Annotated in this window: 14 protein-coding genes; 9 read left to right on the top strand and 5 right to left on the bottom strand. The window is 52.2% G+C overall.

What is annotated here, in order from left to right; translation table 11 throughout:
- Positions 1 to 10 precede the first annotated feature (10 nt).
- Positions 11 to 2,674 (bottom strand): pyruvate dehydrogenase (acetyl-transferring), homodimeric type, encoded by a 2,664-nt coding sequence (gene aceE, locus HV334_RS04180; protein ID WP_016151717.1) that lies wholly within the window; start codon positions 2,672 to 2,674, stop codon positions 11 to 13.
- A gap of 162 nt (positions 2,675 to 2,836) precedes the next feature.
- Entirely contained in the window at positions 2,837 to 3,601 is a 765-nt protein-coding gene (pdhR, locus tag HV334_RS04175; protein ID WP_003018699.1) for a pyruvate dehydrogenase complex transcriptional repressor PdhR, read from the bottom strand.
- Positions 3,602 to 4,165: 564 nt separating this feature from the next.
- Between pdhR and aroP the strand changes: the two genes are divergently transcribed.
- The 3 genes from aroP to HV334_RS04160 all read left to right on the top strand — a co-directional run bounded on the left by aroP (position 4,166) and on the right by HV334_RS04160 (position 8,054).
- Positions 4,166 to 5,539: an aromatic amino acid transporter AroP gene (aroP, locus tag HV334_RS04170; protein WP_085951098.1), complete on the top strand. Its 1,374-nt coding sequence runs from the start codon at positions 4,166 to 4,168 to the stop codon at positions 5,537 to 5,539.
- Between the two features lie 158 nt (positions 5,540 to 5,697).
- A complete protein-coding gene (locus HV334_RS04165) occupies positions 5,698 to 7,104 on the top strand; it encodes an MFS transporter (protein ID WP_181221206.1) in 1,407 nt (468 codons plus the stop codon).
- The gene (locus HV334_RS04160) at positions 7,104 to 8,054 is read left to right on the top strand and encodes a family 43 glycosylhydrolase (RefSeq protein ID WP_019078383.1); all 951 of its coding nucleotides are present in this window, start codon (positions 7,104 to 7,106) and stop codon (positions 8,052 to 8,054) included. Before HV334_RS04165 ends, HV334_RS04160 begins: the two co-directional genes overlap by 1 nt.
- A gap of 81 nt (positions 8,055 to 8,135) precedes the next feature.
- Here the strand turns inward: HV334_RS04160 and ampE are convergent, their stop codons facing one another.
- Together ampE and ampD are read right to left on the bottom strand one after the other, a co-directional pair.
- On the bottom strand, positions 8,136 to 8,990 hold the full coding sequence (gene ampE, locus HV334_RS04155) for a beta-lactamase regulator AmpE (protein ID WP_016155697.1): 855 nt from the start codon (positions 8,988 to 8,990) through the stop codon (positions 8,136 to 8,138).
- Positions 8,987 to 9,550: a 1,6-anhydro-N-acetylmuramyl-L-alanine amidase AmpD gene (gene ampD / locus HV334_RS04150; protein ID WP_016151712.1), complete on the bottom strand. Its 564-nt coding sequence runs from the start codon at positions 9,548 to 9,550 to the stop codon at positions 8,987 to 8,989. The genes ampE and ampD overlap by 4 nt, the downstream gene beginning before the upstream one ends.
- A gap of 87 nt (positions 9,551 to 9,637) precedes the next feature.
- On the opposite strand from ampD, the gene nadC reads away from it, so the two are divergent.
- From nadC to hofC, 4 genes are all read left to right on the top strand, one after another.
- The gene (gene nadC, locus HV334_RS04145; RefSeq protein ID WP_181221205.1) at positions 9,638 to 10,531 is read left to right on the top strand and encodes a carboxylating nicotinate-nucleotide diphosphorylase; all 894 of its coding nucleotides are present in this window, start codon (positions 9,638 to 9,640) and stop codon (positions 10,529 to 10,531) included.
- Between the two features lie 242 nt (positions 10,532 to 10,773).
- Complete coding sequence (gene ppdD / locus HV334_RS04140) at positions 10,774 to 11,211, top strand: prepilin peptidase-dependent pilin (protein ID WP_016151710.1); 438 nt, start codon at positions 10,774 to 10,776, stop codon at positions 11,209 to 11,211.
- Positions 11,212 to 11,220: 9 nt separating this feature from the next.
- Positions 11,221 to 12,606 (top strand): type II secretion system protein GspE, encoded by a 1,386-nt coding sequence (gene gspE, locus HV334_RS04135; protein WP_047499859.1) that lies wholly within the window; start codon positions 11,221 to 11,223, stop codon positions 12,604 to 12,606.
- A complete protein-coding gene (gene hofC, locus HV334_RS04130; protein WP_181221204.1) occupies positions 12,596 to 13,798 on the top strand; it encodes a protein transport protein HofC in 1,203 nt (400 codons plus the stop codon). The genes gspE and hofC overlap by 11 nt, the downstream gene beginning before the upstream one ends.
- A gap of 55 nt (positions 13,799 to 13,853) precedes the next feature.
- Here the strand turns inward: hofC and HV334_RS04125 are convergent, their stop codons facing one another.
- Positions 13,854 to 14,897 (bottom strand): GMP reductase, encoded by a 1,044-nt coding sequence (locus HV334_RS04125; protein WP_003829510.1) that lies wholly within the window; start codon positions 14,895 to 14,897, stop codon positions 13,854 to 13,856.
- Positions 14,898 to 15,119: 222 nt separating this feature from the next.
- On the opposite strand from HV334_RS04125, the gene coaE reads away from it, so the two are divergent.
- Positions 15,120 to 15,740: a dephospho-CoA kinase gene (gene coaE, locus HV334_RS04120; protein ID WP_016155692.1), complete on the top strand. Its 621-nt coding sequence runs from the start codon at positions 15,120 to 15,122 to the stop codon at positions 15,738 to 15,740.
- Complete coding sequence (gene zapD, locus HV334_RS04115) at positions 15,740 to 16,483, top strand: cell division protein ZapD (RefSeq protein ID WP_016151705.1); 744 nt, start codon at positions 15,740 to 15,742, stop codon at positions 16,481 to 16,483. The genes coaE and zapD overlap by 1 nt, the downstream gene beginning before the upstream one ends.

The raw sequence follows: 16,483 nt of genomic DNA, 5'->3' as shown, positions 1-16,483 counted from the left end.
CTTTTACCTCTTACGCCAGACGCGGGTTAACTTTATCTGCATCGATGTTGAATTTGATGATTGCGTCAGCAACCACTTTCTTATCGATTTCGCCACGTTTAGCCAGTTCGCCCAGGGCCGCTACAACCACATAAGAAGCATCAACTTCGAAGTGGTGACGCAGGTTTTCACGGCTGTCAGAGCGACCGAAGCCGTCAGTACCCAGTACGCGATAATCATCAGCCGGTACATAAGTACGAACCTGTTCGGCAAACAGTTTCATATAGTCAGTAGATGCCACTGCCGGAGCGTCGTTCATCACCTGAGCGATGTACGGAACGCGCGGAGTTTCCATCGGGTGCAGCATGTTCCAGCGTTCACAATCCTGGCCATCACGCGCCAGTTCAGTGAAGGAGGTTACGCTGTAAACGTCAGAACCTACACCGTAGTCGTTCGCCAGGATCTGTGCTGCTTCACGCACGTGACGCAGGATAGAACCGGAGCCCAGCAGCTGAACTTTACCTTTCTTACCTTCGAGGGTTTCGAGTTTGTAGATACCTTTACGGATACCTTCCTCGGCACCTGCTGGCATTGCCGGCATGTGGTAGTTTTCGTTCAGCGTGGTGATGTAGTAATAAACGTTCTCTTGTTTCTCACCGTACATACGCTCCAGACCATCGTGCATGATGACCGCAACTTCGTACGCGTAAGACGGATCGTAAGAGATACAGTTCGGGATAGTCAGAGACTGAATATGGCTGTGACCATCTTCGTGCTGCAGACCTTCGCCGTTCAGCGTCGTACGACCAGAAGTTCCCCCTACCAGGAAGCCGCGAGCCTGTTGGTCGCCTGCCTGCCAGCACAGGTCACCGATACGCTGGAACCCGAACATGGAGTAGTAGATGTAGAACGGAATCATCGGCAGATCGTTGGTGCTGTAGGAGGTCGCAGCAGCCAGCCAGGATGCGCCAGCACCCAGTTCGTTGATGCCTTCCTGCAGGATCTGACCTTTCTCGTCTTCTTTATAGTAAGCAACCTGCTCACGGTCCTGCGGGGTGTACTGCTGACCGTTCGGGCTGTAGATACCGATCTGACGGAACAGACCTTCCATACCGAAAGTACGCGCTTCGTCAGCGATGATCGGAACCAGACGATCTTTGATCGACTTGTTCTTCAGCATCACGTTCAGGGCACGAACGAAAGCGATAGTGGTGGAGATTTCTTTGTTCTGCTCTTCCAGCAGCGCACCGAAGTCTTCCAGAGCAGGCAGTTCCAGCTTCTCGGTGAAGTTCGGCTGACGAGCAGGCAGATAGCCGTGCAGTTTCTGACGCTGAGCGTGCAGATAAGTGTGCTCTTCAGAACCTTCCGGGAAGGTGATGTAAGACAGGTTTTCAACCTGCTCATCGGTCACAGGAACGTTGAAACGGTCGCGGATATAACGCACGCCATCCATGTTCATTTTCTTAACCTGGTGAGCGATGTTTTTACCTTCGGCGGTGTCACCCATGCCGTAACCTTTGATGGTATGGGCCAGGATTACAGTTGCTTTGCCTTTGGTTTCCTGCGCTTTCTTCAGTGCAGCGTAGACTTTCTTCGGATCGTGACCACCACGGTTCAGAGCCCAAATCTGCTCGTCAGTCCAGTCAGCAACCAGAGCTGCGGTTTCCGGGTATTTACCGAAGAAGTGCTCACGTACGTATGCGCCATCTTTGGATTTAAAGGTCTGGTAGTCGCCGTCAACGGTTTCGTTCATCAGTTGGATCAGTTTACCGCTGGTATCTTTACGCAGCAGCTCATCCCAACGACCGCCCCACATGACTTTGATAACGTTCCAGCCAGCGCCCGCGAAGATGCCTTCCAGTTCGTTAACAATCTTGCCGTTACCGGTGACCGGACCGTCAAGACGCTGCAGGTTACAGTTGATAACAAAGACCAGGTTGTCCAGTTTCTCACGGGTCGCGATGGTGATAGCACCCTTAGATTCTGGCTCATCCATTTCGCCGTCGCCCAGGAAGGCGTAAACGGTTTGTTTAGAGGTATCTTTCAGGCCACGGTGTTCCAGATATTTCAGGAATTTAGCCTGGTAGATTGCACCGATTGGGCCCAGACCCATAGATACGGTCGGGAACTGCCAGAATTCCGGCATCAGTTTCGGGTGCGGGTAGGAAGACAGGCCTTTGCCATGTACTTCCTGACGGAAGTTGTTCATCTGCTCTTCAGTCAGACGACCTTCCAGGAATGCGCGAGCGTAGATGCCCGGAGAGATGTGGCCCTGGAAGTAAACCAGATCGCCGCCATCCTGCTCGTTGCGTGCACGGAAGAAGTGGTTGAAGCAAACATCATACACCGTTGCGGAGGACTGGAAGGATGCCATGTGGCCACCCAGCTCGAGGTCCTTTTTAGACGCGCGCAGTACGGTCATGATGGCGTTCCAGCGGATAGCAGAACGAATACGACGCTCCAGCTCCAGATTGCCCGGGTATTCCGGTTCATCTTCAACGGCAATAGTGTTTACATAATTGCTGGCCCCAGCACCTGCCGCTACTTTCACGCCGCCTTTGCGAGCTTCTGAAAGCAGTTGGTCGATCAGATACTGAGCACGCTCAACACCTTCTTCACGGATGACCGATTCGATCGCCTGTAGCCAGTCGCGAGTTTCGATCGGATCCACGTCATTTGGGAAACGTTCTGACATGGGGGTATTCCTTATCTATCTAATACGTTGAGTTATCTGGAACCTGTCCCATTACGTTCTCACCAGAGAGCGTAATAAGACAGGTTCTGCGTTTAGTTGCCGCGCCTTTCGATAGCGCTTGATTTACAACATCTTCTGGTTAACGTTCTGCCAGAAAAATCACTAATTCTTTCGTTGCTCCAGACGGCGTAAGGCGCGTTCACGACGGCTTTCCTCACGGCTCCTGTCCAGCAGAATCTCTTCGATAAACGCCAGGTGACGGTGAGACGCTTCACGCGCTTCTTCAGGCTTCCCGGCGATAATTGCTTCAAAGATGCGGGTACGGTGACTGCTCACCAGCGGCAGCATCTCGCGACGCGCATACAGCAATTCGAAGTTTTGCCGAACGTTCTGGGCCAGCATCGGCTCCATACACCTTAGCAAATGGAGCAGCACCACATTATGTGCCGCTTCGGTGACAGCAATTTGATACTGGAGTACCGCGTCAGATTCGCCGTCAAGATCGCCGGACTGTTGAGCAAGCTCGATCGCATGGTGGAGTTCACGGATACGCGTTTTGTCTTCATCCGTGCTGCGCAGTGCAGCGTAATAGGCTGCAATACCTTCCAGCGCATGGCGCGTCTCAAGCAGGTCAAACTGGGATTCAGGATGGTCGGAGAGCAGCTCTACCAGTGGGTCGCTAAAGCTCTGCCACAGGCTGCTCTGAACAAAAGTGCCACCGCCCTGACGACGAAGCAGTAACCCCTTCGCTTCAAGGCGTTGGATCGCCTCGCGTAAGGAGGGGCGGGAGACGTCGAACTGTTTTGCCAGCTCGCGTTCCGGTGGGAGTTTTTCTCCGGGGCGAAGTGTCCCCTCAAGAATTAAAAACTCCAGCTGCTGCTCAATCACATCGGAGAGTTTTGGTTGGCGGATTTTGCTGTAGGCCATGATTTCCTGTCTTAAGCCATTTGCCCGGAGTCAATTGGTCTTACCAATTTCATGTTCTTGACGCTAAAGTAACAAAGTATTCACCTTCTGTCCATACAGGTTTTGATTGAAATCAGTAAAGGGGGCATATTTTAACAACATTACAGAAATAACGTTTCAAACATGTAACTATGCACAAATGTTAAATTTACCCACCACGGGGTAGTTTTAACGGAATTGAAACGAAAAAATATCTCATCTGAACCGATTCACCTGATTATTTATCGACACATTAGCCACAATTAGTGAATAAAAATTCAAAATGGAAATTTTGTGGTAGATAAACTCGCATTTACAAATGGTTTCTTTTTATTCAACTCGTCATCTTGCCCGCATAAAGCAGGTGCATTCGCGCTCGCATATCATTATTCTGATCAAGACAAAAGCATTGAGGCAACATTTTATCTAAAGCATCTGTAAACAAATAAATACAACAAACGGAATTGCATACTTACACACGCATTGCTGCGTAGTTCAAAAAATAAGTACTCGAAATATGAAGAGTAAAACCACACACGAGGTTTAATGATGGAAAGTCAACAGCATGGCGATCAGCTCAAGCGCGGTCTTAAGAACCGCCATATACAGCTAATCGCGCTGGGTGGCGCGATTGGTACCGGGTTATTCCTCGGTAGCGCATCTGTTATCCAGTCTGCAGGACCGGGTATTATTCTGGGTTACGCAATTGCCGGCTTTATCGCCTTTTTGATTATGCGTCAGTTAGGTGAAATGGTGGTTGAAGAGCCGGTTGCAGGCTCCTTTAGCCACTTTGCTTATAAATACTGGGGCGGTTTCGCGGGTTTCTCTTCTGGCTGGAACTATTGGGTACTGTACGTCCTGGTTGCCATGGCTGAACTGACTGCCGTAGGTAAATACATCCAGTTCTGGTATCCGGATATCCCCACCTGGGTTTCTGCTGCAGCCTTCTTCGTGCTGATCAACGCCATCAACCTGACCAACGTGAAAGTGTTTGGGGAAATGGAGTTCTGGTTCGCCATTATTAAAGTCATTGCCGTGGTTGCGATGATTCTGTTCGGCGGCTGGTTGTTGTTTAGCGGCAACGGCGGCCCGCAGGCCAGCGTCAGTAACCTGTGGAGCCAGGGGGGCTTCCTGCCGCACGGCTTCACCGGTCTGGTGATGATGATGGCTATTATTATGTTCTCTTTCGGTGGGCTGGAGCTGGTCGGGATCACCGCAGCAGAAGCCGATAACCCGGAGCAAAGCATTCCCAAAGCAACCAACCAGGTTATCTACCGTATCCTGATTTTCTATGTAGGTTCGCTGGCTGTTCTGCTTTCCCTGATGCCGTGGACGCGCGTCACGGCTGATACCAGCCCGTTTGTCCTTATTTTCCACGAGCTGGGCGACACCTTTGTTGCCAATGCTCTGAACATCGTAGTGCTGACCGCTGCCCTTTCTGTCTATAACAGCTGCGTATACTGCAACAGCCGTATGCTGTTCGGTCTGGCACAGCAGGGCAACGCGCCAAAAGCGCTGATGAACGTCGACAAACGCGGCGTACCGGTGAACACCATTCTGGTCTCCGCGCTGGTTACGGCTCTGTGTGTACTGATCAACTATCTGGCACCGGAATCCGCCTTTGGCCTGCTGATGGCGCTAGTGGTTTCCGCACTGGTGATCAACTGGGCAATGATTAGCCTGGCGCACATGAAGTTCCGCAAAGCCAAACAGCAGCAAGGCGTTACCACCCGTTTCCCGGCGCTGCTCTATCCGCTTGGGAACTGGGTATGTCTGATTTTCATGGCTGCAGTGCTGGTGATTATGCTGATGACGCCGGGCATGGCGATTTCGGTGTACTTAATCCCGGTATGGATTGCCATTCTTGGCATCGGCTATTTGTGCAAACAGAAAACCGCCAAAGTAGCTAAAGCGCATTAATTCTCCCTCCCCCCACCTGCATCAGGTGGGGGTTGTTACCTGCCTCACACTTTCCCACTCACGACTGTTTCGTCCATATCACTGGCGTTATACTGCAACGCAAAAACACCTCTCCCAGACAATAATTATCTCCATATCTTATTAATGGAGTGCAGTTGATGGAAACCAGTAAGCTCACGGTGAAAGAAAAGATCGGCTATGGAATGGGCGACGCCGGATGCAACATCATCTTTGGCGCCATCATGTTGTTTGTTAACTATTTTTACACAGATATTTTTGGCCTGGCACCGGCCCTGGTCGGCGTGTTACTGCTCTCAGTACGCGTTATAGATGCCGTTACCGACCCTATTATGGGCGCGATGGCCGACCGCACCCGCAGCAAATATGGTCGATTTCGTCCATGGCTTTTGTGGATGGCTTTCCCATACGCATTATTTAGCGTACTCATGTTTACCACCCCTGAGTGGACATATAACAGCAAAGTAATCTATGCGTTCGTCACCTACTTCCTGCTCTCTATCACCTATACGGCGATCAATATCCCTTACTGCTCGCTCGGCAGCGTCATCACTAACGATCCAAAGGAACGTGTCGCCTGCCAGTCATATCGCTTTGTGTTGGTAGGAATTGCAACCCTGCTGCTCTCCCTCACCTTGCTGCCAATGGCGGACTGGTTTGGCGGGGAAGATAAAGCTAAAGGCTATCAGATGGCGATGGCAGTGCTGGCCTTCATCGGCATGTGTATGTTCCTGTTTTGCTTTGCAACCGTCCGTGAGCGCGTACGTCCTGCCGTCCCGACTAACGACGATTTAAAAGCCGACCTGAAAGACGTATGGAAGAACGATCAGTGGGTAAAAATCCTGCTGTTAACCCTGTGCAACGTCTGTCCGGGCTTTATTCGCATGGCTGCCACCATGTACTACGTAACCTGGGTTATGCAGCAAAGCACGCAGTTCGCAACGCTGTTTATCAGCCTTGGCGTTGTGGGCATGATGATCGGCAGCATGCTGGCGAAGGTGTTAACCGATCGCTGGTGCAAACTGAAAGTCTTCTTCTGGACCAATATCATCCTGGCGATTTTCTCCGGCGCGTTTTACTTCTTCGATCCTAAAGCCACCATGATGATTATGGTGCTTTACTTCCTGCTCAACATTCTGCACCAGATCCCATCCCCACTGCACTGGTCGCTGATGGCAGATGTCGATGACTACGGCGAGTGGAAAACCGGTCAACGTATCACCGGAATCAGCTTCTCCGGCAACCTGTTCTTCCTGAAACTGGGCCTGGCGATTGCCGGAGCGATGGTTGGTTTCCTGCTCTCCTGGTACGGCTACGACGCAGGGGCGAAAGCGCAAAGCGACTCCGCCATTAACGGTATTATGCTGCTGTTTACCATCATACCGGGTGTAGGCTACCTGATTACCGCAGGCGTAGTTCGTCTGCTGAAAGTTGACCGCGAGTTTATGCAACAAATCCAGACAGATTTAGAAAAGCGCCGCGCCAACTACCGTGAACTGAATGAGTACCACGATATAAAAACGACTGAAAACGTAAGGAAAGCCTAATGAATCAGTGGCCAAACCCCTTTATTGAACAGCGTGCTGACCCGTTTATTTTACGTGACGGTAGCCACTACTATTTCATTGCTTCAGTGCCCGAATACGATCGTCTGGAGATCCGCCGGGCGGACTCGCTGGAAGGGTTACGCACCGCTATCCCGGTTGTCGTCTGGCGCAAACCAGAAAACGGCCCCATGAGCCAACTGATCTGGGCACCTGAGATCCATCATCTGGCAGGCAAGTGGTACATCTATTTTGCCGCCGCCCACACACAGGCACTCGACAAGCTGGGGATGTTCCAGCACCGTATGTTTGCGCTCGAATGTGCAGACGCCGATCCGCTGACCGGCCAATGGACAGAGAAAGGGCAGATTAAAACGCAGTTTGATACCTTCGCGCTCGATGCCACCACCTTTAACCATCAGGGAAAACAGTGGTATCTGTGGGCGCAGAAATCCCCCGATATCGCCGGAAACTCCAATATCTATCTCGCCGAACTGGAAAATCCATGGACGATTAAAGGCGAGCCGGTAATGCTCAGTCATCCAGAGTATGACTGGGAATGCCGGGGTTTTTGGGTCAACGAAGGCCCGGCCGTCATGGTTCACGGTGACAAGCTGTTTATCAGCTATTCCGCCAGCGCCACCGATGAGAACTACTGTATGGGATTATTGTGGATTGATCTCAATGCCGATCCGCTCAACCCGCAGAACTGGCACAAATCGCCGCGCCCGGTCTTTACCACCAGCTACGAAAACCGCCAATACGGGCCGGGGCACAACAGCTTTACGCAAACGCCGGAAGGTGAAGATGTGCTGGTGTACCACGCGAGAAATTACACTGAAATCGAGGGCGATCCGCTATACGATCCAAACCGCCACACTCGTCTGAAGCTGGTGCGCTGGAACGAAAACGGGATGCCAGATTTTGGCATCCCGCCTGCTGATACGCTTTGAAAGATTGGCCCGCAAGCACAAAGCGACCGGGCCAATTTTTTTCCTCGACGGATAAGCGCAGCGCCATCCACCAATAATGGCTTAAATTAATGTGCCATAAATGGTCAACACGGCAATGACCACCACCACCACAAACGAGGTCTTCTTCGCCATCGAAACCGCGGCTTTTGGCGTTGCGACTTTATCGGTATGTGGTTCACGCGCTAAAGAAAACTGCGCAAGGCGAGTAAGCACCTGATATTGCGAAGTATGCAGATCCGCCAGCGACGCAAACCAGGCAGGCAACGCCTTCTCGCCGTGCCCCAGCAGCGCATAGACGACACCCGCCAGGCGCACCGGGATCCAGTCCAGCACATGCAGGATCGCATCGATACCTGATTGCAAACGCTGGTGCGGCGTCTGATAGCGCGCCAGCCAGGACTGCCAGGCACGTAGAAAGGCATAACCCACCAGCGTCACCGGTCCCCACGGGCCACCGACAATCAGCCAGAATAACGGCGCCAGATAAAAGCGAAAGTTGTTCCATAACAGCGCGTTCTGCAGTTCGCGCAAGAACTCACGCTCATCGCACTCAGGCGGAATCCCATGAATCAGGGTCAGCTCGCTGGCCATCGCTTCACGGGCGTGAGCGTCATCGCGAGCAGCCGCGTTCAGATAGGCATGATAATGAAGACGCGTCTTGCCAGCGCCGATGCACAGCAAACCAATTAAGATCCACGCCACCAGCAAAGGCACGTTAAACAACAGGCCTTGAAGTGCGCGCAGCAGCAGGAACGTCACCCCCATCGCAATAAGGGCCATGCCTACCGTACGCATCATCGAAAAATGCTTCACCCGGCGGAAAAAAGCTTCAACCCGGTGATCAAGCTGCCAGTGCTCACCCAGCTTAAACAGGCGTTCAACAATCAACACCAGTAATGTTGTAAACAGCGTCATGTCATCTCCTTGTGCGACGAGGGGGTGACCAGGGCGCGAAACCTTGCCCAGTCAAAAGAGGGCCCGGGATCGGTCTTACGCTCGGGCGCAATATTGCAATGTCCTGTCATGTTGTTGGCAATGGCCGGATAACGCGTAATCAGGGCATTCGTCACGGCTGCCAGTTGCTGATACTGCGCATCGGTATAGGCCAGCGTATCCGTCCCTTCCAGCTCAATACCAATTGAGAAATCATTACAGCGTTCGCGGCCTTGATAGTTCGACACGCCAGCATGCCAGGCGCGTTTATCAAAGGGGACATACTGCACAATTTCACCGTCACGGCGAATTAAACAATGTGCCGAAACGCGCAAATGGGCGATCCCGGCAAAATAAGGATGGGCATTGGGATCAATCGTGCCCGTAAACAGCGCATCGATCCACGGGCCGCCAAACTCGCCGGGCGGCAGGCTGATATTATGCACCACCAGCAGAGAAGGGTTTTCGTCATCTGGGCGGCAATCGTAATGAGGAGAGGGAACGCGTCGCGCCTCTGCCAGCCAGCCCTCGTCTAACAACATGCAGAATCTCCTTATTGGTGGTGCTCATATCAGGTTCAGGGTAGCATGTTTCCACCTTATGATTCGTTAGCAATTTGGAGTTTTATCATGCCGCCTCGCCGCTATAACCCTGACTACCGACGTGACGCGCTGTTGGAACGCATAAATCTGGATATCCCTGCCGCTGTAGCTCAGGCGCTGCGTGAAGATTTAGGCGGAGAAGTTGATGCCAATAACGATATCACCGCACAGCTTTTACCCGCGGAGATGCGCTCCCACGCCACCGTGATCACCCGCGAAGATGGCGTTTTTTGTGGAAAACGTTGGGTGGAAGAGGTCTTTATTCAACTGGCTGGCGATGATGTCAACATCATCTGGCATGTCGAAGATGGCGACAGCATTAAGGCCAATCAGCCGCTATTTGAACTGGACGGCCCTTCCCGCGTACTGCTAACCGGCGAACGTACCGCGCTTAATTTTGTACAGACGCTTTCGGGTGTGGCGAGCGAGGTGCGTAAATATGTCGACCTGCTGGCGGGAACAAAAACCCAACTGCTGGATACACGTAAAACTCTGCCGGGGCTGCGTACTGCGCTGAAATACGCCGTATTATGCGGCGGCGGCGCGAATCATCGTCTGGGCCTTTCTGACGCTTTCCTGATTAAAGAAAACCACATTATTGCTTCAGGTTCGGTACGTCAGGCCGTTGAAAAAGCCTTCTGGCTGCACCCGGATGTGCCGGTTGAAGTCGAAGTAGAAAGCCTGGATGAACTGGACGACGCGCTGAAAGCAGGGGCCGACATCATCATGCTCGATAACTTCGAAACTGACCAAATGCGGGAAGCGGTAAAACGCACCAACGGCCAGGCGCGTCTGGAAGTGTCGGGTAACGTCACTCATGAAACTCTGCGCGAATTTGCTGAAACCGGCGTGGATTTCATCTCTGTTGGCGCGCTGACCAAGCATGTTCGCGCGCTCGATCTCTCTATGCGTTTTCGCTAATTACTGATGGTTTAGCCCGATAGTACTTTCACTTATCGGGCCCATCACGCCGGTTTTTCTATCGGCCGGATAAGCGTTTACGCCGCCATACGGCTGTTTCTTCGAGCCTCTTCGCAAATACGTTGTCTGACTCTGTAATTTCATAAAAATCCTCGGAACCCGCCTTCCCGTTCTGTTTTTTGCCTCTCGCCGTGACCCCGAGCGTTTGCCAAAGTAGCGCCAGCTAACTCAAGGAGCGAACGATGGACAAGCAACGAGGCTTCACACTTATCGAACTCATGGTGGTCATTGGCATTATTGCCATCCTTAGCGCCATCGGTATTCCGGCTTATCAAAACTATCTGCGCAAAGCCGCGTTAACAGACATGCTGCAAACCTTTGTTCCCTATCGCACGGCGGTTGAGCTCTGTGCGCTGGAGCATGGCGGAACAACAACCTGTGATGCCGGAACGAATGGCATCCCTTCTCCAGCCACCACCCGTTATGTCTCCGCCATGAGCGTTGAAAAAGGAGTGGTCAGCCTCAGCGGACAAGAAAGCCTGAACGGGTTAAGCATCACCATGACGCCGGGTTGGGACAATGCCAACGGTATTACCGGCTGGAGCCGTAACTGCGTTATCCAGAATGACAGCGCATTGCAACAGGCCTGTGAAGATGTTTTCCGTTTCGATATTAATTAAGGAAAAGAGATGAATACCACCCAACTTACGGCGCTGTGCCAACGTCATCAGGGAATATTACTGGATGCAGACAATGAAGTGGTGCACATCGCCGTCGTGGACGCTCCGTCCCACGAATTGCTGGACGCACTGCATTTTGCCACCACCCGACGTATCGACATCGTCTGCTGGACGCGTCAACAAATGGAAGGCCACACGCATACGCCACAGAAAATGCTCCCGGCAGTGGTCACGAAAAGCAGCGCCAGCGCAGCAGATTTGCTGAATCAGACGTTTCAATCCGCTCTGGTGCAACGGGCTTCTGATATTCATTTTGAGCCAGCGGAAAATCACTATCGCATCAGATTACGTGTGGATGGCGTACTGCATGCTTTACCGGACGTCACGACCGAGATGGGTATCGCCATCACTGCCAGACTAAAAGTTTTAGGCAGTCTGGATATTGCCGAGCACCGACTTGCGCAAGACGGCCAGTTTACCGTTGAGATTTCAGGAGAGCCGGTCTCGTTTCGCATCGCCACCCTGCCCTGTCGCTTTGGCGAAAAAGTGGTGCTACGGCTACTGCATCAGGTCGATCAAGCGCTGGAAATCACCGCGCTGGGAATGCAGGACGCGCAGCTGGCAGCATTTTCACAAGCGTTGCAGCAGCCTCAGGGGCTGATTCTGGTCACCGGACCGACCGGAAGCGGTAAAACGGTCACGCTGTACAGTGCGCTGCAGACCCGAAACACTCCGGACGTTAACCTCTGTAGCGTGGAAGATCCAGTAGAGATCCCGATCGCAGGTCTTAACCAAACACAAATTCATCCACGTGCCGGTCTCACTTTTCAGGGAGTATTGCGCGCGCTGCTGCGTCAGGATCCCGACATTATCATGGTGGGTGAAATCCGTGATGGCGAAACGGCTGAAATAGCCCTTAAAGCCGCACAAACCGGTCATCTGGTTCTATCAACACTGCATACCAATTCCACCACAGAAACACTAATACGCTTGCAGCAAATGGGGGTTGCACGCTGGATGATCGCCTCCGCGCTGACGCTCGTTATTGCGCAGCGGTTGGTGAGAAAATTGTGTCCCCATTGCCGACAACGTCTGGAAACGCCGATCATGCTCCCGGAAGCGATCTGGCCTACGCCACTGCCTCGTTGGAAGGCTCCGGGCTGCCAACATTGCTATCACGGATTTTATGGCCGTACGGCATTGTTTGAAGTTCTCCCCGTTACACCTGCATTGCGCCAGAGCATCGCCAACGGTACGTCCGTAGACGGAGTGGAATCGAATGCTCAGCAACTGGGGATGAGCACGCTTTTCGAAAATGGTTGCAAGGCCGTCGAACAAGGGTTAACAACATTTGAAGAGTTGGTACGCGTACTGGGCATGCCCCATGTCAGCTAAACTGCTTTGGCGCTGGCAAGGTATTAGCAACGAAGGTAATCCACTGGAAGGCGTACTTTGGGCCGATACCCGCCCCTCATTGATGCTTGCTCTCGAGCAACGGCATATTACGCCGCTGCGCATTAATCGTATGCGTGTCAAAGCCTCACAATGGAGCCGTGAAAAAAGCGCTGAAACCATACATCAACTGGCGACGTTGCTGAAAGCAGGGCTAACACTCTCGGCAAGTTTAGCTTTGTTGGCTGAACAGCATCCCAGCAGCCAATGGCAAGCGCTACTGCGCACGCTGGCTCACGATATGGAACAGGGTATTTCTCTCTCCACCTCGCTATCTCAGTGGCAACACGTTTTTCCGCCTCTTTATCAGGCAATGATCCGTACCGGAGAGCTTACGGGTAAGCTGGACGACTGCTGCTTTGAACTCGCTCGCCAGCAGAAGAATCAACAGCAACTGGCGGATAAAGTTAAAAAAGCCCTACGCTATCCGATATTCATCATCACGATGGCAGTGATGGTGGTATTCGCGATGCTGCAGTTTGTACTCCCTGAGTTTGCCGCCATTTACCAGACGTTTAACACCCCGCTACCGGCACTCACTCAGTGGATTATTGCCATCGCGCATTTTAGCAGCCAATGGGGATGGCTGGCGGGAGCATTCATCCTGGTAGCGGGTGCGGCATATCACCTGATGAAGCAGAAGCCATACTGGCTCACTCTGCGCCAGAAATTGCTGCTCGGCTTCCCGGTCATAGGGCCGATGGTGAGAGGGCAAAAGCTCACGCAGATCTTCACTGTTCTGGCGTTAACGCAAAATGCAGGTATTCCTTTTCTGCAAGGCCTTGAGAGCGTCACTGAAACGTTGGCCAACCCTTTCTGGTCGCAACGCTTAGCGCAGGTACATCACGACATCAGCGCCGGAAAACCGGTCTGGTTAGCACTCAAAAATTGCGGTGAATTCAGCCCATTGTGCATACAGTTGGTCAGAACAGGTGAGGCTTCCGGCTCGCTGGATGTAATGCTGCGTAATCTCGCCTATCACCACGGCGAGAAAACATTGTCTCAGGCAGAGAATCTGGCTGCACTACTCGAGCCTGCGTTACTGGTCATTACGGGGCTGATAATCGGTACGCTGGTCGTTGCGATGTATTTGCCGATTTTTCATTTAGGAGATGCGATGAGCGGGGGGGGATAAATTCAAATGCCGGATGGCGCACAGCTTATCCGGCATGTCATAGTACTACCTGTTCTTACAGGCTATTGAAAACGCGGTTTTCTTGTTCCTGTACACGAATAAACGTTGTACGTTTGGTCAGTTCTTTCAGGCGAGATGCACCGACATAGGTACAGGCAGAACGCAGGCCACCAAGGATATCGCGTGCAGTGTTATCAACCGGGCCACGCAGAGGCAACTTAACGGTTTTACCTTCCGCAGCGCGGTATTGTGCAACACCACCGACGTGACGCGTCATGGCTGATTCAGAGCTCATGCCGTAGAACAGCATGAATTTCTCACCGTTCTCTTCAACAATTTTTCCGCCGCTTTCTTCATGACCGGCCAACATACCGCCGAGCATAACGAAGTCCGCGCCACCGCCGAACGCTTTTGCCACGTCACCCGGCATTGTGCAGCCGCCGTCACTGACAATCATGCCGCCCAGACCGTGAGCTGCATCGGCACATTCAATAACCGCAGAAAGCTGTGGGTAGCCAACGCCGGTTTTTACACGTGTGGTACATACAGAACCCGGGCCAATGCCGACTTTAACAATGTCCGCGCCGGAAAGTACCAGCTCTTCACACATTTCTCCAGTAACCACATTGCCCGCACAAATTGTTTTTGTCGGCCATGCTTCACGCGCTTTCGACACAAACTGAACAAAATGCTCTGAGTAGCCATTTGCCACATCAATGCAGATAAAGTTCAGCGCCGGGTTGAGCGCCAGAATCTGTTTGGTTTTTTCGAAATCGGCATCAGAGGTACCGGTTGAAACCATTACATGTTTGAGCACATCAGCAGAGCTCTCTGCGATGAAAGCAGCCCAGTCTTCAACAGAATAGTGTTTGTGTACCGCAGTCAGGATGTCGAAGGATGCCAGCGCCGTTGCCATGGCAAACGTCCCGACAGTGTCCATGTTCGCGGCAATAATCGGTACGCCGGACCAGGTCTGACCTGAGTGCTTAAAGGTAAATTGACGTTCCAGCTCAACATCGGAACGGCTTTTGAGAGTAGAACGCTTAGGGCGGATAAGAACGTCTTTGAAACCTAACTTCAGATCTTCTTCGATACGCATGTGCGGATTCCTGGGGTTAATGGCGAAAAATCGAAACTCACAACTCCAGTGACGCTATCATACGCACTAATCAATGCCGCGCAAGACTGCGAAATTCTCTTTTTTTACGCTACAATCCCATAAATTTACCTGGCGAATAGTAGGTTAATCCTGCAGCCTCGCCGTCGCACGCTTAACTTTTAACTGTTTGATAATCAAACTTAAACTCCAGGATCTGCATCTATGAGGTATACGGTAGCCTTAACCGGCGGCATTGGCAGTGGTAAAAGTACCGTTGCAAATGCGTTCGCTGACCTCGGAATAAACGTCATTGATGCAGATATTATTGCGCGCCAGGTGGTTGAACCCGGTACCCCAGCCCTTAAGGCGATCGAAGAACATTTTGGTACCGAAGTTATAGCTGCCGACGGATCGTTGCAGCGACGCATTTTACGCGAACGCATTTTTTCCAGTCCTGAGGAGAAAAGCTGGCTGAATGCCCTGCTCCATCCGCTTATTCAGCAGGAAACGCAGCGCCAGTTTCAGCAAGCAACCTCCCCTTATCTGTTGTGGGTTGTACCTTTGCTGGTGGAAAATTCGCTGTATAAAAAAGCCAACCGCGTACTCGTGGTGGATGTTACCCCCGAGACACAGCTCAGACGCACTATGCAGCGCGATGACGTCACGCGTGAGCATGTTGAACAAATTCTTGCTGCCCAGGCAACGCGCGAAGCGCGTCTGGCCGTGGCAGACGATGTTATTGATAATAATGGCGCACCGGAGGCCATCGCCTCGGATGTCGCCCGCCTGCACGCGCTCTATCTGCAATGCGCGTTGCAGTTTGTCTCACAGGAAAAACCGTAATGCACACCCAGGTCCTTTTTGAACACCCTCTCAATGAGAAGATGCGTACATGGCTGCGCATTGAGTTTTTAATCCAACAGCTCTCCGTTAATGTACCCATAGCGGACCATGCAGGCGCACTGCATTTTTTCCGCAACATCGGAGACTTACTGGATGTCTTTGAACGCGGCGAAGTCCGTACCGAACTCCTCAAAGAGCTGGAAAGACAACAGCGTAAACTCCAGGCCTGGGTTGAAGTTCCCGGCGTCGATCAAAACAGGATCGACGCATTGCGCCAGCAGTTAAAAAGCGCGGGCAGCATTCTGATTTCGGCTCCGCGCATTGGACAGACGCTGCGCGAAGATCGTCTAATTGGCCTTGTACGTCAGCGTTTAAGCATTCCTGGCGGATGCTGCAGTTTCGATCTGCCGACCCTGCATATTTGGTTACATCTACCGCAGTCGCATCGCGACGCGCAGGTTGAAACATGGCTTGCAAGTCTGAATCCGCTCAATCAGGCACTGTCGCTGGTGCTGGATTTAATTCGCAACTCTGCGCCATTCCGTAAGCAAACCAGCTTGAATGGTTTTTATCAGGACAACGGCGAAGATGCCGATCTGCTTCGCTTGCAGCTGCCGCTTGATTCGCAGCTTTATCCGCAAATTTCTGGTCATAAGAGCCGCTTTGCTATTCGCTTTATGCCGCTGGATAGCGAGAATGGCCAGGTGCCTGAGCGTCTCGATTTTGATCTGGCGTGCTGTTAA

The organism is Citrobacter sp. RHBSTW-00944 (assembly GCF_013615435.1).
In the GTDB taxonomy this organism is placed as follows: Bacteria; Pseudomonadota; Gammaproteobacteria; order Enterobacterales; family Enterobacteriaceae; genus Citrobacter; species Citrobacter braakii.
The sequence above is the reverse complement of the archived record's forward strand: the minus strand, read 5'-3'. Positions and strand labels throughout refer to the sequence as shown.